Here is a 21,779-nt window from a genome sequence, read left to right as displayed (position 1 = left end):
ATTAGATGAATCAAAACTTAATTGTTTGTAATTTGATGGAGCAGCAGTTGCCACCCTACGTTGTTTTATATCGATTTAAACCATGATGAACAGAAGACGTTTGAGTAAGGGCAGTTTCACCGGCAAATTCCTTAAATTAGTTGTCGGTTAAGCGCTAATATCCGAACCGCTACCTTTGGCTCTGACACGAAATTACATCCTATTGGTCAAATGGTCGCTAAAGGGGATTGTCGTCACGCCTAAGACTGATACAAAATATCCTCCATTTTTACTACGCCTCTAGCTAGCCCTAACCTCATCTCTGGTGTTTCGTTGTTGAACCCTCCCTTTCTATTCCGAGTTAACTTGACGTAATTGTTATAGACGCGGTAGATGTCCAGCACCTTCTGTATGATTTTTGGATTATAAGGAGCCATACCATGCCACAGCCTCCCATCATTACTTTGTGTCGCAAATGGCCTACCTAGTAATGGAAGGTTGCGGCGGATGCTTTGGAAATAACTATCAAGCCGTTCAACCGATGCCACGTTATACAAGTCGGCCAACTCATTAATATTGAGGTATTGGTCAACTTTAGTTAGCGCTTTAGCGCTTCGGTACGGCTCATTTATCTTGTGGATCTTGTTTTTGAATGTCGTCTTGAACAACTTTCCGAAGCTAGCAAGGTGCTCTTCCAGTTGTGATTTCGTGAATAGAAACTCAATCAGTTTCTGGTCGTCTTTGTACTTCAGACCGCGCTGGATAGCGAATCTACGCAACATCAATAATGACTCAGCTCGCAGCGACTTTTTTGCGTCTTGCGCCATCCCTTTGGCAAAACCACATGTAAGTGCGTGAGTCGTGCCTGCCGATATGCTCTCTTTAAACGCCGACATAACCCCACTGGATAGCATAGAGTCACCATCAAGATAAAAATAAAGAGGGCTCCCTTCACCGACCAGATGACGCAACAGCATACAGTGCCCAAACACCACATATTCGCTATGCAACTGGGAACCTTTTGAGGGAAGGGTTGCATGTAAACCTAGATGTTGTTTGTCGAATTTTGATACTTCTTTACTCATAGCGAGCTCGATATCGTTGGGTATAAAGTATTGAGCAAACGTTCGAAAGCAACTGTCAGTATTCAAATCTCCAACCTCTCCGGCTCTTTCAACGACTTCACTCGTACTTATCGCTGGGTCATAGTTAACACTAGATGCGAGAACATACCCACTAACAGCTTCTACTGAAGTAATACTGGTAAGTTGCACGTTCTTCTTAAAGTGACTGTCCGTTCAATTCACAACGTAGTCCTGCTTATCCATCGCTATAGCAATAGGATTAGGCAACTTGTCTGCTATACCTTCTTCGCGTTTTGCGATGAAGCGTATGCACTGGGTTGTATAAAGTCGATTTTCTTGTATAGGGCATTAGGAGTCAGCCCTGTATGCAACATGATCTTATTCAGTGCGGTGTTGTTGACGAGCAAGCTAAAAACACTCTTGTCTTGTGCGCCGTACAATCTTTCTTGGAAACAACGTTTGGTCTTCTGAGTAATTGATTTACGGCACAACTTGCAAGTAAACCGTTTATTTCCAGAAGTTCCTTTGCCCTTAGAGTGATAGCGTTTGGGGTGTAGTTCAACAGAATAGTGGTAGTTGTCGCATTCGTGATTGCTACAAAAGGTCTGATTATCTCTCAGGTAGTTAGCTTGGCGTTCAAACTCTTCGATGATGGCCTTATTCGACTTAACGATTGTGTGGGTATTGCAGTACTTACAACGGATTGCTCGCTCTCGGCCTTTTCCTGTGAGCGCATAACCGTCTTTTATGCTGTTGCCGTGTCCTTCGCAGATTGGGGGCACCATGAAGTTACGGCATGCAGGGTTTTTGCAGCCGTTAAATTGAAATCCTTTAAACGGAAAGGGTACACGAAGCTTTTTTGTCTGGTTTGATAATGCGTTACTCAATTGGTGGTCTCCTAAAAGATATTAGAAAACCACAACTGGAAGACTTGTCAAAAAACTGAAAAAACCTGTCGGAGGCCGACAAACAAGCAAAAAAAATGCCTAGAAAATATATTCTAGGCATTTCGATTGCATAAATTCCTTTGTAAGCAAAGTTAAATAAGCCATACACCTATCTAACTTTTTGACATTCCCCTCTTTGAGTTAATGCCTTGCTCATTGGGCGCCTTTTTGTTTATGAAGAGACATAAGAAGTTCAGCTTCGGCTCTGGGTAACTCGCATTCACGAATTATTTCTTCTAAATCAGCACCTAGCTCAACCATTTTAACCGCTCGCGAATAGATTTTCGCATTCGGGTCATCATATTTTTGTGCGTCTTGTAGTTGCTCAAGTTCTCTACTTTTTTCTTCAACAGCTACAACACGTTTGCCAATACTGAGCATTCCTGCACGCATTTCTGCAACTTCACTGCGTAATATACTCAATTGTTGTTGAGCATCTTGCAGCTGTTTTTGCTTAGCCTGAATTGCGGCAGCTTGTTTATTGTTATTGACAAAAATAAGCCCCAAACACACTAAAACTAGTAAGATTGAGGCACCAAACAAAGAGTATAACAGCATATAGTTTCCAAGCGTTTATAGTGCGCTCAGCTCGTCCCACTCATCGTCATTTAAAAGCTTGTTAAGGTCTACCAAGATCAATAACTCACCATCACGGTTTGATACACCTTGAATAAACTTAGCACTTTCTTCTGTGCCAATATTTGGCGCACTGTCAATTTCTGAGCTACGTAAATAAACCACTTCAGCGACACTATCAACTAAAATACCAATAACTTGTTTTTCAGCTTCAATGATGACAATACGTGAGTTGTCGGTAACTTCTGCGCCCATCAAACCAAAACGTGCACGGGTGTCGATCACTGTTACAACATTACCGCGAAGGTTAATAATACCCAACACATACGAAGGTGCGCCTGGAACAGGAGCAATCTCGGTATAGCGAAGCACCTCTTGTACTTGCATTACGTTAATGCCGTACGTTTCTTCTTCAAGCTTAAAGGTTACCCACTGTAACACTTCATCGTTGCTATCAGCATTTTTATTAGCTGACAGTAGTCTTTCTTCACTCATGCTATTACTCCGTAAAAATAGTTACTGCTCACGGCTGTCTAAGCCCTGCTCTAGCAATTGATATAAATTTTCAACGTCAATCAAGGCGCACATTTTCTCTTTGATAACACCGGCTAACCATGGCCGCTTACCTGATTTTGCTCGCCATTTTACATCTTCTTTTTGAAGCGTAATATTATTTACGAGCTTTTCTGCCAATAATCCCCATTGACTATCACCTAAGGTGATTAAATACTGATAATTTAATGCTTGTTCTAATCTTTCATCATATTTTTCTGGCATAACCCAACGTGCAGTATCAACAACATTGAGCTTTTCATCTCGGTTAAGCATTACGCCTTTAAACCATTTTGGTTTACCAAACAATTGGTTAACCTCTGTCAGTTGATGAATTCCCCCTAATGCTTTTAGTGGTACTGCTAAGGTTAAACCTGCAACTTCAAAAAACAGTGCCTGAAACTCGCCATCAAAGTAATCTTCTTGGCGCTCAGACGATGTCTTAGCAATAATATCTGCATTAGATTCTGCAACTATATCTTTGATATTAGCTTGGTTCTCGGTTTTCTCAAGCTCTTTAGTTGACTCAACACTCGGTAAAGGCGGTTCAGTAGCAATTACTGTGGGGGTAATCTTTTCTTCTTGCTTTTGTTCAGGCTCATTAACCTGCTCGAGTAATTTAGCTACGGGTTCAAGATTCTGCTCGCTAGGTTCATCTTCACACAGCAAAGCACCCAAATATTGGGTCATCACTTTTTCATTAGCAAATAAATGCTTACTCATCATTAACCTTGTGCAACTAAATAATCAAGCAAGGCGCGATAGGCAAATACACCTCGAGAACGAGGGCAAAATTGAATCGGCACTTGTTGTGCTAAACTAGCATCTCTAAATTTTGTATCGACAGGAACAACACCCGACCATACTTTGTCTTTGTAATTATCCTGCAGAGTTTTATACGCTTCAAGTGATGCTTTAGTCCGTTTGTCGTACATTGTAGGAATAATAGTATATTGATACTGCTTTGACTGCGATGTTTGCATTAATTCCATCGTCCGCATCATTCGGTCAAGCCCTTTAAGAGCCAAAAACTCAGTCTGTACTGGCACCAAAATACGCTCGCTGGCTGCCAAGGCGTTAACCATCAACACCCCTAGTACTGGTGGGCAGTCAATAATTGCATAGTCATAATGGTCACTAATTTTTGCCAGCGCTTTCTTAAGAATTAAGCCCATACCATTTTTATTACCCATGCTTCTATCAAGTGTCGCAATTGCCATAGTGGCAGGTAAAATATCAAGGTTTTCTAATGTTGAAGGGCATAACGCTTGCAAAATTTCTTCACTTGCCATGCTGTTGCCGCGTGCAAAAATATCATACACGCTAACCTCAAGCTCTTCAGAATCAATACCAAAATAATAAGTTAAAGATGCATGTGGATCGGTATCAATAAGTAAAACACGCTTACCTTGTAATGCAAGAATACCCGCAAGGCTGACAGCTGTTGTTGTTTTCCCTACGCCACCTTTTTGATTTGCTACTGTCCAAACTTTCACATCACACCTTATTATTGTTCATTGCGCGTGGTTATTCGAATGCCACCATGAGGTAATTGAATCACTTTAATGGTGTTATCATTGCTTGGCAACTCAATTTCAGGAGCTTGTTGCTGCGGCTTTTCAGTGTCTTCATCACTAGGGGTTGTCGGTTCTGGTGGTAAACCATATTTAGAAAGCGCAACCACCACTTTACGGTTTTCAGCTCGGCCTTGTTCTGTATCGTTACTCGCAAACGGTGAATATTGTCCGTAGCCTTCAATCGCCATACGTGCAGGGTTGATACCTAAGTTTTCAAGTTCAACTAACACTGAAGTGGCACGTGCAACCGACAATTCCCAGTTAGAACGAAACATTTCATTGCGAATACCTTCGTTATCGGTATAACCACGTACACGAATATAGTTATCTACAGGGGCAATTATATCTTTGACTAAGCTTACAACTTGCTTGGCTCGTTGCTGAGCAACCGCACTTCCAGAAGAGAACAGCATACCCGAACTCAACTCTATAATTAGCCAATCTTGATGTAACTCAAGACTTGCCTCACCATCGCGAATTTCATCTATCAGTGCAGACTGTAACTTGGTAAGAAGGCTATCGAGTGGTTTACCTAGGTGCTTCTTATCAATATTACTGGTCTCACTTTGCCCATCAAGTAGCTCTGGGCCTTGTTCATCTTTACGGATGCTTTCTCCGTATAAAATATCATTTTCGGGACTGACTCGGTCAGTCAAAATACCCGTGCCGTTGACACCTGTTCCAACTTGCTGCTGCTGACGGGCTGATTTTTCAAAAACTTGTTCAAGAGAATCTGAGAGGATTTGGAAATCTTCATTTTTACTAATTGCGATCGCGTACATCACCACAAAAAACGCAAACATAATAGTCATATAATCTGCGTATGAAACCAACCAACGTTCAGTATGCTGACTTTTTTGAGTGTTTTGACGCAAGCGACGGCGCAACATGATATTACTCGTCAACTAAACTTGGGCGATCAACACGGTACGCCTCAAGTTTAAGTTCAATATTTAGTGGGCTTTCGCCTTGAGAGATTGCAATAATACCTTCAGCAAGTAACTCATGATAAAGCATTTTTTGTTCAATTTGCTGCTTCAGCTTGTTCGCCATAGGTAAAAACAACAGGTTTGCTAAGCCAACACCATAAATGGTAGCGATAAAGGCGGTTGCTACACCCGCACCTAGTTTTTCAGGATCAGTAATAAATTGCATTGCTTGTATTAGGCCTAATACGGCACCTAAAATACCGATTGTCGGGCTGTAGCCCCCCATCGCTTCATACACTCTGCTAACTTCAAGCAAGCGCTCACGTTCAAGCATTAAGTCGATTTCTAGCGTATCTCTAAGTCTATTCTCATCAATACCGTCGACTAATAAGTTCAACCCTTTTGCCGCGTAGGGGTCTGAATGAGCAAGTGCTTCAGACTCTAATGATAAATAGCCCTCTTGCCTCGCTTTATGTGACCAGCGTTTTACTTGCTCAATGGCGGCGTCGATATCATGATATGGAGGAAAAAAAACCCAATGACTAATTTTAAGTGTTTTTGCAAAAACACTGCCCGGGGTTTGGAGCATCACCGCACCTAAGGTACCGCCAAGTACGATGACTAGCGCAGGCCCGTTGAATAAGGCTGTTACCACTCCTCCTTCTAGCGCATAACCAAAGGCAATTGCGCTGACAGCAACGATTAAACCAAGAAAGGAAAGCTTATCCACAGCCAGTCTCTCGCGTTAAACGAGCCGCAACGTCATTTAATGCAAGACTTTCACTGGCAAGGCCTGCATTAGCAACAGCTTGAGGCATACCATATACGACACTCGTTTTTTCGTCTTGAGCCCAAATTGTCGCACCTGCTTGCTTGAGCATGCGGGCACCATCTCGGCCATCAGCCCCCATTCCCGTTAACACGACAGCTAATACATCTGCCCCGTACGCTTTGGCTGCACTGGCAAAAGTAACATCAACACTTGGTTTATAAGTAATACGAGGACTATCGTCTTCAAACACGCGTAGCGTACGTGAGCTGCCACGTCCTTCTACCAGCATTTGCTGACCACCCGGAGCTAAATAAGCTGTGCCAGCAACCAGTCTATCGCCTTGCTGTGCTTCTTTTACGTTAATTTTACACAAGCCGTTTAGCCGTGCTGCAAATGCCGGAGTAAACGCCGCAGGCATATGTTGGATAAGTAAAATAGGATGCGGAAAATTAGCAGGTAATTGCGTCAAAATAGTTTGCAATGCCACAGGGCCACCCGTTGACGTACCAATTGCGACCAACTGATATCGTTTACCAGAAGCCCGAATGTTACTTGCTGCAGATGGCGATGAAGAGCCCGCAGTCGGTGTTGAACGACTAAAACTGCGATCAGGCTGTACAATACCGCTGCTGCGTGAACTGGTAGAAGTTGACGGTCTTACAACAGGTGCTGGGCGGGTAAATCGAGAGATTCTACGACGGCCAATCTCTTTTACTTTATTTTGTAATAATGCAATTGCATCTTCATTATTACGTGCAATGTCTTCAAATTTCTTTGGTAAGAAATCAAGCGCACCGGCATCTAATGCATCAAGAGTGGCTGTTGCACCATCACGAGTAAGCGATGAAAACATTAAAATAGGCGTGGGTGTGGCTGCCATAATTTCTTTAACGGCACTTATGCCATCAAGTACAGGCATTTCCACATCCATGGTAATTACATCAGGCTTTAGTTCTCGGGCCTTATCAACCGCTTCGCGCCCATTTACTGCAAACCCTATTACCTGAATATTGCTGTCTTGCTCTAATATTTCGCTCACTCTACGGCGAAAAAAGCTTGAATCATCAACAACTAATACTTTGACTGCCATTGGCACTCTCTTGTTATTTATCGTATTTAATGCAGCCTATTGGCTGCAAATTACTATTTCTTATTAGCCAACGTAGTGCTTGAGCATACTCGGTACATCTAAAATTAACGCAATGCCACCATCTGATGTGATTGTTGCACCAGCCATACCAGGTGTACCTTGAAGTAATGCATCAAGAGGTTTAATTACGACCTCTTCTTGACCAATCAATGAGTCAACAACAAACCCTACTTGCTTGGTACCAATTTGCACAATCACCACGTGACCTTCTGCTTTTCGCTCTTGGCGGTTGGCTCCTTTCACTAACCAGTGTTGTAAATAGAAAAGCGGAATTGCTTTTTTACGCACAATAATTGTTAGCTGACCATCAACAACGTTAGTTTTAGTTAAATCAAGATGGAAAATTTCGCTAACACCTGCAAGTGGTAATGCGAAAGTTTGCTCACCTACCACAACCATAAGGGTCGGTAAGATAGCCAGTGTTAATGGCACCTTGATTTCAAGCGCAGTACCTACTCCCAATTCTGACTGGATATTAACCGAGCCATTAAGCTGGGTGATCTTCGTTTTTACTACATCCATGCCGACACCACGGCCTGAAATGTCAGAGATCTCTTCTTTCGTTGAGAAACCCGGTGCAAAAATTAGATTATAAGCCTCGGTGTCAGATAAACGACTTGCTTGATCATGGTCAATAACCCCTTTGCTAATCGCTATTTTCTTCAGCTTTTCAGCATCCATACCTGCACCATCATCACGAATGGTCAGTAAGATATGGTCACCTTCTTGAGATGCCGATAAAGTGACAGTACCTGTGCGAGGTTTACCCGCAGCTTCACGCACTTCTGGCATTTCAATACCATGGTCAACAGAGTTACGCACTAAGTGCACCAATGGATCTGCTAACGCTTCTACAAGGTTTTTATCTAAATCTGTTTCTTCACCAACCAGCTGCAGATTAATATCTTTTTTCAAGCTACGTGCTAAGTCTCGTACTACGCGAGGGAAGCGACCAAATACCTTTTTAATTGGTTGCATGCGGGTTTTCATAACCGCACCTTGCAAGTCTGCTGTAACCACATCAAGGTTTGAAATAGCTTTGCCCATTGACTCACTGTTTGTGTTATTAGCAAGGCTCACTAATCGATTGCGCACTAATACAAGCTCGCCCACCATGTTCATAATTTCATCTAGGCGTTTTGTATCAACACGTACAGTGGTTTCGGCCTGAGGTGGCGGCGCTTTTTTCGGTGCAGCAGCAGACTCAGGCGCTTTAGCTGGTGCAGGAGTCGCTTTACTTGGTGCTGCTGGTTTACTCGGTGCAGCTTGTTGTGGCGCAGCTTTAGCAACAGGTTTCTCTGCTTGCGTTGGTTTCTCTGGCTCTACGCTCGGTGCGGCTGTTGGGGTGCTTTCAAGTGACTTTGGTGCACTCCCTTTGCCATGTAATTCGTCAAGTAATGCTTCAAATTCATCATCACTGATCTCGTCATCACCATCACTACTTACACTGGTGGTGCTAGGAGCAGCAGGTTTTAGAGCTTCAGGTTGAGGGGTATCGGGTTGTTTAACTTCACCAAAACTGCCCACACCATGAAGTTCGTCTAATAAGCTATCAAACTCATCGTCGGTAATGTCATCACTATCATTGCTGCTTGAATCGAGAGTCGCAGCTGCAGGTCCTTGACCTTTACCATGTAACTCATCAAGTAAACTTTCAAATTCGTCTTCAGTGATTTCATCAATATTCTGTGAAGCACTCTCTTGGGCTAAACCACCACCATCAAATAGCATATCAAAAGCAAACGGGTCGCTTTCATCAATATTATCAGTGTTTATGTCGGCTGTTACATCAGCAGTATCAACAACAGGTTCTTCTACTACTGGCTCTTCAGGTGCAGGGGTTGTGTCTTCAATAACACTTGTGTCTTCTCCTGCAAGCTCTTCTGCTGTTGGTGGCTGACTTAACTTATGAAGTACATCAAGTAGAGCAGGATCGGCAGGCTCTGGTTGCTCACGATTTTGAATAGTTGAGAACATTTCGTTGATGGTATCAAGAGCTTGAAGAATAACATCCATTAATTCAGGTGTTACACTACGCACACCTTGGCGAAGTAAATCGAAGACATTTTCTGCACCATGACAAGCGTCAACAAGCTCTGTCATACTCAAGAAACCTGCCCCACCTTTTACAGTGTGGAAACCTCTAAAAATTGCGTTAAGTAAGTCTTTGTCTTCTGGGTTGTTCTCAAGCTGAACCAATTGTTCTGACAAAAGCTCTAGAATTTCCCCTGCTTCAACAAGGAAATCCTGTAAAATATCTTCATCGACTTCAAAGCTCATGCAGTTACTCTCCTCTTAGAAGCCCAAACTTGATAATAGGTCATCAACTTCATCTTGTCCTGAGACAACATCATCACGTGACTCTGCATCAATAATTGGCCCTTCAGGACCTGCTAGCGTATCGCTTGTTGCAGGTGCTTGTTCTGTGGCCTGTTTTTCTTGTTTTTGCTGACCATCTTCTTGACTGCCGAATACAGTTAAGAGATTAATTAAACTGTCTTCAACTTCTCGTACTAGTTCAATAACACGGCGAATTACCTGACCAGTTAAATCTTGGTAGTCTTGTGCCATAAGCACATTGGTCATCAAGCCTTGTAATTCATCAGTTTTAGTATGAGAGTTGTTCATGAACTTATCTAAGCTATGGCATAAGGTTTTAAACTCACCAAGCTCAATTTCTCGGTTCATCAATCGATCCCACGTGGGCTTGATTGTTGCAATTTCATCAGCAAGTTGTTGTGCAATAGGTAAACTTGCCTCAACAGCATCCATGGTTTTATTTGCTGCATTTTCTGTCATTTCCATGACATAGTTTAATCGCTGTTTAGCGTCGGGTATCGCATCGGTAGTTAAATCGGCGAGACGAGTATCAAGATCAAAGTTCTTTAACGCTTCATGCAGTTGACGCGTCAATTTACCGACTTCGGCAAACAACTCTGATTGTTCTTTTGATGCGGCTTCAAGAATTAGCTTATCTGCCTTCTCTTGTTCACCTTTTTCAAGATACTCAACAAGTTGACGAGCTTGCTCTAAACTTATATGAGGCGCAGCAGGTGCTGACATAAGCCTCTCCCCTTAGATTAACCTAAACGTTCAAACACTTTTTCCAATTTGGTTTTAAGTGTCGCAGCAGTAAATGGTTTAACAATGTAGCCATTAACACCTGCTTGAGCAGCAGCAACAATTTGTTCTTTTTTCGCTTCAGCTGTTACCATTAAAACAGGAATGTGTTTAAGGCTATCATCGGCACGTATAGCACGTAACAAATCAATACCTTGCATGCCAGGCATATTCCAATCTGTTACAACAAAATCAAATTCTTGATTTTGTAGCATTGGTAATGCTGTTGAACCATCATCAGCTTCCTGCACATTGGTAAAACCTAAATCCCTTAATAGATTTTTAATGATACGTCTCATTGTAGAAAAATCGTCAACAACAAGAATCTTCATGTTTTTATCCAAAACATCCTCCGGTGAGGTTTGAACCTATATTTACTTACTACTAATTAATCCAGTCATTGATTTTTGCTTTGAGCTTAATCATCGCCTGACCATGTATTTGACTCACACGCGACTCGCTAACATCGAGTATGTGTCCTATTTCTTTCAAGTTCATTTCATCGTTGTAATACAAAGACAAAACAAGGGCATCTCTTTCTGGTAACGATTGGATAGCCGTTAATAGAGACTGGTTAAACCGCTCATTTTTAACGTTATTAAACGGTTTGTCTAGTGCTAAATCATGACCCATTGGTGTTATTACGTCTTCATCTACACCTAAATCCTCGATACCTAATACTTTACTAGAATTAACGTCATGTAGAATATGATGGTACTCATCTAGTGTAATATCAAGTTTTTCAGCAACTTCTGTGTCTTTGGGCTCGCGGTTTAAGGTACTTTCTAATTCAGCAATTGTTTCTGCGACTAGACGTGCATTTCGATGCACAGAGCGTGGTGCCCAATCGCCTCGACGGATTTCATCAAGCATTGCACCGCGAATTCTGATACCTGCAAAGGTTTCAAAACTTGCACCTTTACTAGCGTCGAAGTTTTTTGACGCCTCAATAAGGCCGATCATGCCTGACTGAATTAAATCATCGAGCTGAACACTAGCAGGTAAACGAGCAATCAAATGACACGCCACTTTTTTGACTAAAGAGGCGTGCTTTTCAACAATCGCATTTAAATTCTGTGCTGATTGATATCCCATCGCTTTATTCACCGATGTTGTCATAGTTAGCCGTTTACTAGTTTCTCAATAAAAAATTCTAAGTGACCAGACGGTTGGTTAGGGATCGGCCACTTAACTGCTTTCGTTGCTAATGTTTTAAACGCCACCGCTGCTGGTGAGTTTGGAAATAACTCAACGATAACCTTTTGACGTCGCGTAGATTTACGCATATTTTCGTCATAGGGAATCGTTGCGACTAATTCCATAGAAACATCTAAAAAACGATCCGTTACTTTTGAAAGTTTAGCAAATAATTCTTGCCCTTCACGCATGCTACGCACCATGTTGGCAACAATTTTAAATTTATATACACCATGCTCTCGGCTTAACACTTTAATAAGCGCGTAGGCATCTGTAATTGAGGTAGGTTCATCACATACAACCACAACGACATCTTGTGCTGCACGTGAAAAGCTTAATACCATGTCCGAAATACCTGCGGCGGTATCGACAATTAAAATATCAAACTCGGTGTTTAATTCGCTAAAAGCGCGAATAAGGCCAGCATGCTCAGAAGGAGTTAACTCCACCATGCTTTGCGAGCCAGACGTTGCTGGCACAATTTTAATACCAGCAGGGCCTTCTACAAGAATTTCATCAAGCTCACATTCGCCAGATAAAACATGAGATAAATTACGTTCAACACGTAAACCAAGCATCACGTCGCAGTTTGCCAACCCTAAATCGGCATCCAATACTAATACGCGGTTTCCTTGCTGACCTAATGCAATTGCAGTGTTGAGTGATACATTCGTTTTTCCCACACCACCTTTGCCGCCAGTAACAGCGATAACTTTAACGCCACTATTATTATTTTGATTCATTTTGCGCAGGCCGCTTGCTTGATCTAATACTGTGTTAATCATACATCCCTACTGTGTTCGACGCTACTGCTTGACGTCGTGAATGTTGTGCTTTTGCTCGTTTTAAATACAATTGTTCAGCTTTTTTCACTAGTTTTTCAGCATTCGCTACGCGAATATCTTCTGGAACACGCTGACCATTAGTAAGATACCCTATTGGCAGGCGATTTTGAATCGCTATGCTAATAATCTCACCTAAACTCAACGATTCATCCAATTTAGTGAAGATACAGCCACTTAGCTGAACCTTTTTAAAGTGTCTTACGGTTTCTTGTAGCACATTAATTTGTGCTGTAGCACTCAACACTAAATAACTACGAATATCAACTCGCTGATTACGCATTAAGGTATTAAGTTGCTCAGTTAAGCGTAAATCACGTTGGCTCATACCTGCAGTGTCTATTAATACTAGACGCTTATTTCGTAAATGGTATAGCACTTCAGCCAATTCATTGGCATCTTTTACTTGCTTCACACCACAACCAATAATACGGCCATAAGTTGCAAGTTGCTCGTAGGCACCAATACGGTAAGTATCAGTCGTGATAAGCGCCACTTTATCGGCACCATATTTTTGTGCACCAAGTGCTGCGAGTTTTGCAACAGTGGTTGTTTTACCAACACCTGTAGGGCCAACTAAAGCGAATACACCACCTTGACGCAGGATTTCGTTATTAGTTGTATGCATTTGGTTTTCAACCATTTGCAGAAGTGCTTGCCAAGCTTGTTGACGTGATACATCGTCAGGAATAAAACAGGCCATTTGCTCTGCAACGTCACGCTCAATACCCATACCAGCTAAACGGTCAATCATACACGCACGAGTCGGATCGCGACGCGCCATATCTTGTTGCATTAAGCCTGATACTTGATGTTCAAGTAATTGACGAATGGCATTCATTTCTTCGCGCATTGTCGCAATTTCAGATTGGTTTGCCGGCGCTGCTTGTTTGCGCTCTGTAGGTGTATCAAGATCATCAAATCCTGAGTCTAAGTCATCATCAAAACCTAAACTGTGCGCTTGTGTTTGCATACGTGGAGCAGCTTGCTCTTGATAGCGTGGTTTTGGAGCATATTCAGGACGAGGTTGGTCATAACTTTGCTCTTTAGGTTGATAGTGTTCACTCGTATCAATACCTGACTGACTGAACATTGACGCCAGCTCTGGCGAACGAGGGCGTGGGGCTTGACGCTCTAGTAACGCTTGTAAGCTATCGGCAACTTTTGCTTGCGGCTCAGGCTTGGCACGCATTGGCTCAGGTTTGACGAAGTTATGCTGTGGCGCAGGTGCTGATTGCACTGGCGCTGGGTTTGCTTCTGCTTTCGGGGCTGCTTTGTCATAATCAACAGCTGCAACGATTTCAACGCCGTTGGCTAGCTTTTTGTTTGACATAATTACCGCATCAACACCTAACTCGTCTTTCACTTCCTTGAGTGCTGTGCGCATATCTTTGGCAAAAAAACGTTTAATTTTCATGGTTCAACCCCTTTACTATCCTATTGTTGGCCTACTGAGCTGACAATCTTGATCTGTCTTTCGTCTGGTACCTCTTGGTAAGACATCACCCTTAAACCTGGGATGGTGTACTTAACGAAGCGAGATAACACAGTACGTAACATTCCTGACGTTAACAGTATCGAAGGTTCACCGGCCATTTCTTGGTTTTGATGCGCTTCGTTCAATGATTGTTGAAGTCGCTCTGCAAGGCCTGGCTCAATTCCGGCACCTTCGTCACCTGCATTCTGAAGTGACTGATGCAACATCTGTTCCAACTCAGGCGCCAAGGTTATGACAGGGATTTCTGAAGACATACCAACGGCGTCTTGAACGATTAGTCTGCGCAGTGAAATTCGCACTGCAGCCGTTAGTACATCTGGGTCTTGGCTACGTGGGCCATATTCAACAAGGGTCTGTACAATTGAGCGCATATCGCGAATTGCCACCCCTTCGTTTAGTAAATTTTGTAGCACTTTTACGATTGTTGTGAGTGGTAATACGTCAGGAACCAGTCCTTCAACTAAACGAGGATGACTCTTCGCTAACATATCTAATAAGTTTTGCACTTCTTCATGGCCAAGTAGTAACGCTGCACTGTTAGTAAGTAACTGACTAATATGAGTCGCAACAACAGTTGCTGAGTCGACTACGGTGTAGCCTAATGATTGCGCTTCATCTTTTTGATCTGGTTTGATCCATACCGCATCTAAACCAAATGCAGGGTCTTTAGTAGCCACGCCTTTGATTGGACCAAATACTTGACCAGGATTGATCGCGAGCTCATCGCCATGCTTAAGCTCGCCCTCGCCGCTTGAAACACCCATCATCGTGATTCTGTAAGCGTTAGGGTCAAGTTCTAAGTTATCGCGAATGTGTACAGGAGGTACCAAGAAGCCAAGTTCCTGAGACAGCTTTTTACGCACACCTTTGATACGATTTAACAGTTCACCACCTTGAGATTGGTCAACAAGTGGAATTAAGCGATAACCTACTTCTAAACCAATCACATCAACTTGCTGTACATCATCCCAGCCAAGTTCTTTTTGTTCTTGTTTGTTAGCAACACCTGTACCCGTTGCACCGCCATTAGCTTCTTGCTCTGCTTTCTCAGCTGCAGCTTTAAGTTTTTGTTGTTGCGTGTAATACGCTAAATAACCTAACAATGCACCTAAGCTTAAAAATGCAATATGTGGCATGCCCGGTACTAAGCCCATAATGATTAGGATACCAGAGGCAATGAATAACGATTTTTCATTACCCAATTGCGTTTTAAACTGATCGCCCATGTTGTGCGATTCATTTTGACGGGTTACAACAATCGCTGTGCCGATTGATAATAATAGCGAAGGTAATTGCGCAACAAGACCATCACCAATGGTTAGAAGAGTGTAAACTTCCATTGCACGACCAAAAGTAAGATCATGCTGGATCATACCAACAAATAAACCACCAACAATGTTAATAACCAAGATGACAATACCAGCAATCGCATCACCTTTTACGAATTTACTCGCACCATCCATCGAGCCATAGAAATCGGCTTCGCGAGTTACTTCTTCACGGCGTTCACGGGCTTGCTCAGCACTAATAAAACCAGCGTTTAAGTCAGCATCAATTGCCATTTGTTTACCTGGCATTGCGTCAAGGGTGAAACGAGCTGACACTTCAGAAATACGGCCAGCACCTTTGGTGATAACCACAAAGTTAATAATGATTAAAATCAGGAAGACCACTAAACCAACCGCATAGTTACCACCGATAACCACCGAGCCAAAGGCCTCGATTACTTTACCCGCAGCGTCCCCACCATTATGACCTTCAAGCAATACCACACGGGTACTGGCTACATTCAGTGCTAAGCGCATGATGGTTGCAATCAGAAGTACCGCTGGGAACATACCAAACTCAAGCGGTTTCATGGTGTACACAGTAACAAGTAACACCACTAGGGCTAACGCGATATTAAACGAAAAAAGAATATCTAAAAGAAATGGAGGCAGGGGTAAAATAACCATACCCAAGGCTGCAAGTACCAGCAGTGGCGTACCGACACCCTTAGCATATTCTTTTTTATCTCTGTTAAGTTGTTGTAATACCGCTTTAAATTCCATAATTCAACAATTTCAAAAAATTGACACTACACGGAATTTGCAATAACTATTCCAAGTTATAAGGCTAGGAATTAATATTTGTAACCATCTGGAATCGGTAACTTTTTGTCGAGTGGAACAGGCCGTTTACCACGCCCTTTTTGGAAGCGTTTTAACTGGAATACATAAGCGAGAACCTGAGCAACTGCAGTGAACAGCTGATCCGGAATTTGCTGGCCCACATCGGTGGTGTGATAAAGCGCACGAGTAAGCATTGGAGACTCAACAATAGGCACATCGTTTCCTTTACCAACCTTACGAATTTGCATAGCAAGTTCATCAACCCCTTTAGCAAGCACAATAGGCGCACCCGCTTTGGCTGTATCATATTTTAGCGCCACAGAGTAATGAGTCGGGTTGGTAACAATAACATCGGCATCGGGGACATCTTGCATCATGCGCCTTTGCGACATTTCACGCTGCGTACGGCGAATACGCGCTTTAATTTGTGGGTCACCCTCTGAGTTTTTGTATTCGTCTTTTACTTCTTGTAGGGTCATCTTCAGCTCTTTATGATGCTTGTGGCTTTGATATGGAGCATCAATCGCTGCGATGATTATCAACGTGCAGGTCAATCCTAAAAACATCCAAGAGAGGATCTCAAGCGCATGAATAAAATTACTGGGTGCGCTTTCTTGGCTCAAATGAAGTATTTCATCAAAAAAGGTATTAATTAAAAACACCGCAAAGCCTGCAACCACTGCAAACTTCAAAATGGATTTAACAAGCTCTACGCCAGCTTGAGGGCCAAGCATACGTTTAATACCTTTTGCAGGCGACATTTTACTCGCTTTTGGTGCTGCGGCTTCCCAGCTAAAATTAAATCCGCCTAGCAAGGTATTTCCTATAAAACCAGCAATGACAATGATAAAAACGAACATCGCCATAGGGAAAATCAACGCATCAGCAACAATTCCCCACACAGAGAACATTTTAGTGGTGTCGTAGGTTTCATTGCGGTTCAGGCTCAATAATCGGCCCATAATGTTGTACAAACCTTTGCCGATTTCAGGACCATAAATTAGTAACGAAATTGCTGAGAAAATAAGTACAAACATAGTGCCGAGCTCTTTTGAGCGCGCTACTTGGCCTTTTTTCTTGGCATCTTCTATTTTTTTCCCGGTGGGTTCTTCGGTTTTTTCTTGACCTGAATCTTCAGCCATGGCTCGCTCCTAAGGTGTACAACCAACAAGGCTGCACATTAACTCAACCATTTTTAACCACTGAAACTCAAACTGAGTCATAAAGTTACCAAGCGTTGCCCAAATAATCACAAGCCCAGCAACAAGAGTAAACGGGAAACCTATGGAAAAGATATTAAGTTGCGGCGCTGCACGGGTCATTACACCAAACGACATGTTAATAACCAGCATAGCTGTTAGTGGTGCCAAGGCAAGTACTAAGGCTGTGGTAAACATCCAACCGCCCCAAGTAACGATATCCCAGTAATGATCCACCGCCCACCAATTACCATCGATTGGCAATACCTCAAAGCTATGAATAACCATTTGAATCATCATCAAATGACCGTTAAACACAAAGAACAGCAAAGTAGCCAAAATGAGATAAAACTGGCCCACTGCTGGAACATTCATACCGTTTGACGGGTCAACGACCGACGCAAAACCAAGACCGGTTTGCATTGCTAGTATTTGTCCGGCAAGAACAAAGGTATTGAGCAGTAAGACTGAAGCAAAGCCAATCGCAACACCAATCAGCATTTGCTGTATCACGACTAATATCATTTCAAATGAGAAAAGATTATTAAAGCTTGCCTGCGGCAACATAGGTACAGCAACAAACGTTACTACAATAGCTAAACCTAGTTTAATTCGTGTGGGAACGTTTTTCGCGCCAAGACCAGCCATAATCATGATCATTGAGCTTATGCGGACCAACGGCAGTAGAAAATCACTGAGCCATTGAATTATGACTGCAAATGGAAACTCCATTTAGCCTGCAATCTCCGGTATCGACATCACTAAACGCGTAAAGTAATCCATAAGCTCTTGAGTAAACCAATGGCCCCCGATAATAAGTGCACTTATGGTAATTAACAAACGCGGTAAGAAGCTTAAGGTTTGCTCATTGATTGATGTTGCCGCTTGGAAAACTGCCACTACAAGACCAACTAATAAGCCTGGCACCACGATTGCTGACACTAACTTTATGACTAAAAACAGCGCGTCACTGAGTATATCGACAAAAATTTCTGGTTCCATTTTGTCTCTCCTACCTAATTATGTGCTTGTAATTGCATGGCTACACCCCAAGCCCAAAGCTCTTCGCCAATGTGCCCATCACAAGGCTCCAACCATCTACTAGCACAAACAGCATAATCTTAAAGGGTAAGGACACAATCATAGGTGAGAGCATCATCATACCCATGGCCATTAATACCGAGGCGACAACTAAATCAACTATCAAAAACGGGATGAAGAACATAAAACCAATGATAAAGGCCGTTTGCAATTCGCTGGTAACAAACGCAGGAATTAAAACAATTAGCGGAGTATCTTCTGGTGAATCTAATTTATCGTAGCCGGCAATTTTTGCGAAGGTTTCTAAATCTTTTATGCGAACTTGCGAGAGCATAAAAGCTTTCATTGGCTCTTTTGCAAGCTCCAATGCTTGTGTAGAAGTAACCTGTTCATTTAAATAAGGCTCAATTGCACGTTCGTTTACCTGCTGGTAGATAGGAGCCATTATAAAAATACTTAAGAACAATGACATACCAAGCAATATCTGATTCGATGGAGTTTGTTGTAAACCAATAGCCTGACGCAAAATAGCAAGTACAACTATGATACGTGTAAATGAGGTCATCATGATGACTGCGGCAGGAATGAAGCTCAGCGCAGTCATGATCGCTAACACTTGCAGCGTTACCGAGTAATCTTGCGAGCCATCAGGGTTAGTGGTGATAGTGAGCGCTTCGACACCTTCTGCATTGACGGAAGGTAAAAACAACACACTTGCTAAAATAACGAGCCACTTGATCATAGCGTTAATTCTTTTTATTAGAAGGTGATTGTGGGTTTAATAGTTTGCCAAATCGTTTTGCTAGTTCTGGCAATTCTTTTTCTTTTAAGGGTGTTTCAAGCTTATGTAAGTAATTAATACTGTGAGGTGTCACACCAATTAAGTGTTGAGCGTTATCTATTTCAATCACCATTAATCGCTCACGTGAGCCTAACGGTAAACTTCGGACAACTTTAAACTCATCACTGTTAGCGAGATTCGGATTAAGCTTTTTTACAAAAAAGGCTAATCCAATAATAACAACCAACACCAAAAGCAAAGACATCACCATAGACAGAAGATCTGCCGTCGGTGATGCCGTTGGAAACACAGTGCTCGACGCACTCGATAAAGCGATAAGTGCGTTCATCGTAACTTTTTAATACGCTCTACTTGGCTAATCACATCCGTTAAGCGAATACCAAACTTGTCGTTTACAACGACCACTTCACCATGCGCAATTAGCGTACCATTAACCAACACATCAAGCGGTTCACCTGCAACCCGATCAAGTTCAACCACAGAACCTTGGTTTAATTGCAATAAGTTACGAATATTGATTTTTGAACGACCGACCTCCATCGAAATAGTCACCGGAATGTCTAAGATGGTATCAAGCTTTCGTTTTTCGTCACTTGAGAGCTCATGCCTTTCATCTTTTAATTCATCAAGCTCTGCCACAGAAGCATCACTTGTGGCATTTTCGGCTTCCTCAGCTTCGGCTAAGGCCGCAGCCCATTCGTCCATTGTATCTTGATCATCACTCATTATATTTAACCTTATAAATCGACTACCAGTCTAAATCGACACCATCAGAAAGGTGTAGATCTTCTTCTAGTTCTGCTAATTCTGCATCTGAATCCAGTTTTTTGCCACCTTTTGTGAACACATGAAGCTCAGACTTAACTGATTCAGGGCGTTTAATTTTTTCGCTAATTTGTAGAGCAACATTATCTCTAGAGCGGCCCATTTTTGCTCTAAATGTCGGTAACTCTTCAACAAACACAGTGATATGCTCTGGCATTTCAACCGGAATAATATCACCCGCTTTAAGCTCCATAATCTGCTGTAGCGTTAAATCTATTTCGAGAAGCTGTGTTGATAAGTCAACCTCAACATCCATAATTTCGTCGCGCAGTGCTTTACTCCAGCGTAAATCAGTATCTTCTGTATCTGATTGCACACCGGCATCAAGTAATTCACGGATAGGTTCAAGCATTGAGTAAGGCAAGGCGATGTGAAAATCACCACCACCACCATCAAGTTCAATGTGAAATGAACTGATAACAACCACTTCTGTTGGGCTAACGATATTGGCCATGGCTGGGTTTACTTCTGAGTCTAAATACTCAAACGACACATCCATTACCGGCGCCCATGCTTCTTTATAATCTTCGAAGATAATTTTTAGCAGCATTTGCACGATACGGCGTTCTGTTGGGGTAAATTCGCGGCCTTCAATTTTGGCATGGTAACGACCATCACCACCAAAGAAGTTATCAACCAAAATAAACACCAAGCGTGCTTCCATGGTGATAAGCCCTGTGCCTTTTAGCGGACGAAAACGCACCATATTCAAGCTTGTAGGAACAAATAAGGTATGAATATATTCACCGAATTTGATCATTTGTACGCCGTTAATCGAGACTTCAGCGGTGCGGCGCATCATATTGAATAAGCTAATACGCATGTGACGCGCAAAACGTTCATTCACGATTTCCAGCGTCGGCATTCGACCACGTACGATACGATCTTGTGAAGAAAAATCATATTGCAGTGTATTACTGTCTAAGTCATCACCTTCGTGAATATCTTCCTCATCGACTTCATCAACACCATGTAAGAGCGCATCAATTTCGTCTTGAGATAATAAATCGCTCACGCTGACCCCTTATTGCATCACAAAGCCGGTAAACAGTACCCGCTCGATCACTTTGCTGCCTTCCACATCATTTAAAGCAGATTGCACTTTTTCAAGTGCTGCAACACGAACAGACTCTTTACCTTCACTGGTACCTAGCTCATCCGCTGTCGTTGTTGACAGTACGCTTAATAAGGTACTTTCAATGAGTGGAATATGCTTTTTGGCAGTTTCTTCGTTCACTTCACCGCGAACAAGTAGCTGCACTTTAATTTGCACAATACGGTCACGACTAGCGCCCGGTACATTGAAAACAAAAGGACGAGGCATAGCAACATACAAAGCAGAGCCAATTTCAGCAGAACTTGAAGGTGCCGCGGCTTCTGCTGCCGTTGTTTCGTCGGCAAGACTTTCTACTGGTTCTTCACCACCCATAAATAAAAAGTAGCCTGCTGCAGCAGCCACTATCACAACGACCGCAGCAATGATAATTATGAGCTTCTTTTTACCTTTACCTGTATCTTCTATTTCTAAATTTGCTTCTTCGGCCATTGTCACTTCCTTAAGCGTTACAACAGTTAGG

At 42.5% G+C, this 21,779-nt stretch carries 24 protein-coding genes; all 24 read right to left on the bottom strand.

Annotated features, from left to right (window positions below):
* Nucleotides 1-239 precede the first annotated feature (239 nt).
* Nucleotides 240-1,064, bottom strand: coding sequence for a hypothetical protein (locus tag E5N72_RS07435; RefSeq protein WP_135923882.1), 825 nt, complete (start codon nt 1,062-1,064; stop codon nt 240-242).
* 275 nt (nt 1,065-1,339) lie between these two features.
* Nucleotides 1,340-1,951 carry a hypothetical protein gene (locus E5N72_RS07430; protein WP_135923881.1) on the bottom strand — a complete coding sequence of 204 codons (612 nt, stop codon included), beginning with the start codon at nt 1,949-1,951 and terminating at the stop codon, nt 1,340-1,342.
* Nucleotides 1,952-2,164: 213 nt separating this feature from the next.
* Nucleotides 2,165-2,569 carry a DUF2802 domain-containing protein gene (locus E5N72_RS07425; protein ID WP_135923880.1) on the bottom strand — a complete coding sequence of 135 codons (405 nt, stop codon included), beginning with the start codon at nt 2,567-2,569 and terminating at the stop codon, nt 2,165-2,167.
* A gap of 15 nt (nt 2,570-2,584) precedes the next feature.
* Nucleotides 2,585-3,082 (bottom strand): chemotaxis protein CheW, encoded by a 498-nt coding sequence (locus E5N72_RS07420; RefSeq protein ID WP_054553251.1) that lies wholly within the window; start codon nt 3,080-3,082, stop codon nt 2,585-2,587.
* Between the two features lie 21 nt (nt 3,083-3,103).
* Nucleotides 3,104-3,862: a chemotaxis protein CheW gene (locus tag E5N72_RS07415; protein WP_135923879.1), complete on the bottom strand. Its 759-nt coding sequence runs from the start codon at nt 3,860-3,862 to the stop codon at nt 3,104-3,106.
* 2 nt (nt 3,863-3,864) lie between these two features.
* Nucleotides 3,865-4,635 (bottom strand): ParA family protein, encoded by a 771-nt coding sequence (locus tag E5N72_RS07410; RefSeq protein ID WP_135923878.1) that lies wholly within the window; start codon nt 4,633-4,635, stop codon nt 3,865-3,867.
* Nucleotides 4,636-4,646: 11 nt separating this feature from the next.
* Nucleotides 4,647-5,606 (bottom strand): flagellar motor protein MotB, encoded by a 960-nt coding sequence (locus E5N72_RS07405; RefSeq protein ID WP_135923877.1) that lies wholly within the window; start codon nt 5,604-5,606, stop codon nt 4,647-4,649.
* Nucleotides 5,607-5,610: 4 nt separating this feature from the next.
* Nucleotides 5,611-6,375, bottom strand: coding sequence for a flagellar motor protein (locus E5N72_RS07400; protein ID WP_135923876.1), 765 nt, complete (start codon nt 6,373-6,375; stop codon nt 5,611-5,613).
* Complete coding sequence (locus E5N72_RS07395; RefSeq protein WP_135923875.1) at nt 6,368-7,507, bottom strand: chemotaxis response regulator protein-glutamate methylesterase; 1,140 nt, start codon at nt 7,505-7,507, stop codon at nt 6,368-6,370. Before E5N72_RS07395 ends, E5N72_RS07400 begins: the two co-directional genes overlap by 8 nt.
* 63 nt (nt 7,508-7,570) lie before the next feature.
* Nucleotides 7,571-9,847 (bottom strand): chemotaxis protein CheA, encoded by a 2,277-nt coding sequence (locus E5N72_RS07390; RefSeq protein WP_135923874.1) that lies wholly within the window; start codon nt 9,845-9,847, stop codon nt 7,571-7,573.
* A gap of 15 nt (nt 9,848-9,862) precedes the next feature.
* The gene (locus tag E5N72_RS07385; protein WP_135923873.1) at nt 9,863-10,630 is read right to left on the bottom strand and encodes a protein phosphatase CheZ; all 768 of its coding nucleotides are present in this window, start codon (nt 10,628-10,630) and stop codon (nt 9,863-9,865) included.
* A gap of 17 nt (nt 10,631-10,647) precedes the next feature.
* A complete protein-coding gene (gene cheY, locus E5N72_RS07380; protein ID WP_016708035.1) occupies nt 10,648-11,031 on the bottom strand; it encodes a chemotaxis response regulator CheY in 384 nt (127 codons plus the stop codon).
* Between the two features lie 40 nt (nt 11,032-11,071).
* Nucleotides 11,072-11,782 (bottom strand): RNA polymerase sigma factor FliA, encoded by a 711-nt coding sequence (locus E5N72_RS07375; RefSeq protein WP_135926251.1) that lies wholly within the window; start codon nt 11,780-11,782, stop codon nt 11,072-11,074.
* A gap of 26 nt (nt 11,783-11,808) precedes the next feature.
* Nucleotides 11,809-12,669: a MinD/ParA family protein gene (locus tag E5N72_RS07370; RefSeq protein ID WP_135923872.1), complete on the bottom strand. Its 861-nt coding sequence runs from the start codon at nt 12,667-12,669 to the stop codon at nt 11,809-11,811.
* A complete protein-coding gene (gene flhF, locus E5N72_RS07365) occupies nt 12,662-14,143 on the bottom strand; it encodes a flagellar biosynthesis protein FlhF (protein WP_135923871.1) in 1,482 nt (493 codons plus the stop codon). The genes E5N72_RS07370 and flhF overlap by 8 nt, the downstream gene beginning before the upstream one ends.
* A 20-nt stretch (nt 14,144-14,163) precedes the next feature.
* On the bottom strand, nt 14,164-16,275 hold the full coding sequence (flhA, locus tag E5N72_RS07360; protein ID WP_135923870.1) for a flagellar biosynthesis protein FlhA: 2,112 nt from the start codon (nt 16,273-16,275) through the stop codon (nt 14,164-14,166).
* Nucleotides 16,276-16,346: 71 nt separating this feature from the next.
* On the bottom strand, nt 16,347-17,477 hold the full coding sequence (flhB, locus tag E5N72_RS07355; protein WP_135923869.1) for a flagellar biosynthesis protein FlhB: 1,131 nt from the start codon (nt 17,475-17,477) through the stop codon (nt 16,347-16,349).
* A gap of 9 nt (nt 17,478-17,486) precedes the next feature.
* Nucleotides 17,487-18,266 (bottom strand): flagellar biosynthetic protein FliR, encoded by a 780-nt coding sequence (fliR, locus tag E5N72_RS07350; protein WP_135923868.1) that lies wholly within the window; start codon nt 18,264-18,266, stop codon nt 17,487-17,489.
* Nucleotides 18,267-18,536, bottom strand: coding sequence for a flagellar biosynthesis protein FliQ (gene fliQ, locus E5N72_RS07345; RefSeq protein WP_054553264.1), 270 nt, complete (start codon nt 18,534-18,536; stop codon nt 18,267-18,269).
* 40 nt (nt 18,537-18,576) lie between these two features.
* Entirely contained in the window at nt 18,577-19,317 is a 741-nt protein-coding gene (fliP, locus tag E5N72_RS07340) for a flagellar type III secretion system pore protein FliP (RefSeq protein ID WP_135923867.1), read from the bottom strand.
* A gap of 4 nt (nt 19,318-19,321) precedes the next feature.
* The gene (gene fliO / locus E5N72_RS07335) at nt 19,322-19,705 is read right to left on the bottom strand and encodes a flagellar biosynthetic protein FliO (protein WP_135923866.1); all 384 of its coding nucleotides are present in this window, start codon (nt 19,703-19,705) and stop codon (nt 19,322-19,324) included.
* Nucleotides 19,702-20,103 (bottom strand): flagellar motor switch protein FliN, encoded by a 402-nt coding sequence (fliN, locus tag E5N72_RS07330; protein ID WP_135923865.1) that lies wholly within the window; start codon nt 20,101-20,103, stop codon nt 19,702-19,704. The genes fliO and fliN overlap by 4 nt, the downstream gene beginning before the upstream one ends.
* 22 nt (nt 20,104-20,125) lie before the next feature.
* Nucleotides 20,126-21,217, bottom strand: coding sequence for a flagellar motor switch protein FliM (gene fliM / locus E5N72_RS07325; protein ID WP_135923864.1), 1,092 nt, complete (start codon nt 21,215-21,217; stop codon nt 20,126-20,128).
* A 9-nt stretch (nt 21,218-21,226) separates the two neighbouring features.
* The gene (gene fliL / locus E5N72_RS07320) at nt 21,227-21,748 is read right to left on the bottom strand and encodes a flagellar basal body-associated protein FliL (protein ID WP_135923863.1); all 522 of its coding nucleotides are present in this window, start codon (nt 21,746-21,748) and stop codon (nt 21,227-21,229) included.
* Between the last annotated feature and the right edge of the window lie 31 nt (nt 21,749-21,779).

This window comes from Pseudoalteromonas sp. MEBiC 03607 (assembly GCF_004792295.1).
Taxonomy (GTDB): Bacteria; Pseudomonadota; Gammaproteobacteria; order Enterobacterales; family Alteromonadaceae; genus Pseudoalteromonas; species Pseudoalteromonas lipolytica_C.
This window is presented reverse-complemented; position numbering and strand designations above follow the sequence as displayed.

Excerpts from the sequence above, each read along its gene's own strand:
- E5N72_RS07435 (WP_135923882.1), bottom strand. The coding sequence starts at position 1,064 with ATGAGTAAAGAAGTATCAAAATTCGACAAACAACATCTAGGTTTACAT.
- E5N72_RS07425 (WP_135923880.1), bottom strand. The coding sequence starts at position 2,569 with ATGCTGTTATACTCTTTGTTTGGTGCCTCAATCTTACTAGTTTTAGTG.
- E5N72_RS07420 (WP_054553251.1), bottom strand. The coding sequence starts at position 3,082 with ATGAGTGAAGAAAGACTACTGTCAGCTAATAAAAATGCTGATAGCAAC.
- E5N72_RS07415 (WP_135923879.1), bottom strand. The coding sequence starts at position 3,862 with ATGAGTAAGCATTTATTTGCTAATGAAAAAGTGATGACCCAATATTTG.
- E5N72_RS07405 (WP_135923877.1), bottom strand. The coding sequence starts at position 5,606 with ATGTTGCGCCGTCGCTTGCGTCAAAACACTCAAAAAAGTCAGCATACT.
- E5N72_RS07395 (WP_135923875.1), bottom strand. The coding sequence starts at position 7,507 with ATGGCAGTCAAAGTATTAGTTGTTGATGATTCAAGCTTTTTTCGCCGT.
- E5N72_RS07390 (WP_135923874.1), bottom strand. The coding sequence starts at position 9,847 with ATGAGCTTTGAAGTCGATGAAGATATTTTACAGGATTTCCTTGTTGAA.
- E5N72_RS07385 (WP_135923873.1), bottom strand. The coding sequence starts at position 10,630 with ATGTCAGCACCTGCTGCGCCTCATATAAGTTTAGAGCAAGCTCGTCAA.
- E5N72_RS07375 (WP_135926251.1), bottom strand. The coding sequence starts at position 11,782 with ATGGGATATCAATCAGCACAGAATTTAAATGCGATTGTTGAAAAGCAC.
- E5N72_RS07370 (WP_135923872.1), bottom strand. The coding sequence starts at position 12,669 with ATGATTAACACAGTATTAGATCAAGCAAGCGGCCTGCGCAAAATGAAT.
- flhF (WP_135923871.1), bottom strand. The coding sequence starts at position 14,143 with ATGAAAATTAAACGTTTTTTTGCCAAAGATATGCGCACAGCACTCAAG.
- flhA (WP_135923870.1), bottom strand. The coding sequence starts at position 16,275 with ATGGAATTTAAAGCGGTATTACAACAACTTAACAGAGATAAAAAAGAA.
- flhB (WP_135923869.1), bottom strand. The coding sequence starts at position 17,477 with ATGGCTGAAGATTCAGGTCAAGAAAAAACCGAAGAACCCACCGGGAAA.
- fliR (WP_135923868.1), bottom strand. The coding sequence starts at position 18,266 with ATGGAGTTTCCATTTGCAGTCATAATTCAATGGCTCAGTGATTTTCTA.
- fliQ (WP_054553264.1), bottom strand. The coding sequence starts at position 18,536 with ATGGAACCAGAAATTTTTGTCGATATACTCAGTGACGCGCTGTTTTTA.
- fliP (WP_135923867.1), bottom strand. The coding sequence starts at position 19,317 with ATGATCAAGTGGCTCGTTATTTTAGCAAGTGTGTTGTTTTTACCTTCC.
- fliO (WP_135923866.1), bottom strand. The coding sequence starts at position 19,705 with ATGAACGCACTTATCGCTTTATCGAGTGCGTCGAGCACTGTGTTTCCA.
- fliN (WP_135923865.1), bottom strand. The coding sequence starts at position 20,103 with ATGAGTGATGATCAAGATACAATGGACGAATGGGCTGCGGCCTTAGCC.
- fliL (WP_135923863.1), bottom strand. The coding sequence starts at position 21,748 with ATGGCCGAAGAAGCAAATTTAGAAATAGAAGATACAGGTAAAGGTAAA.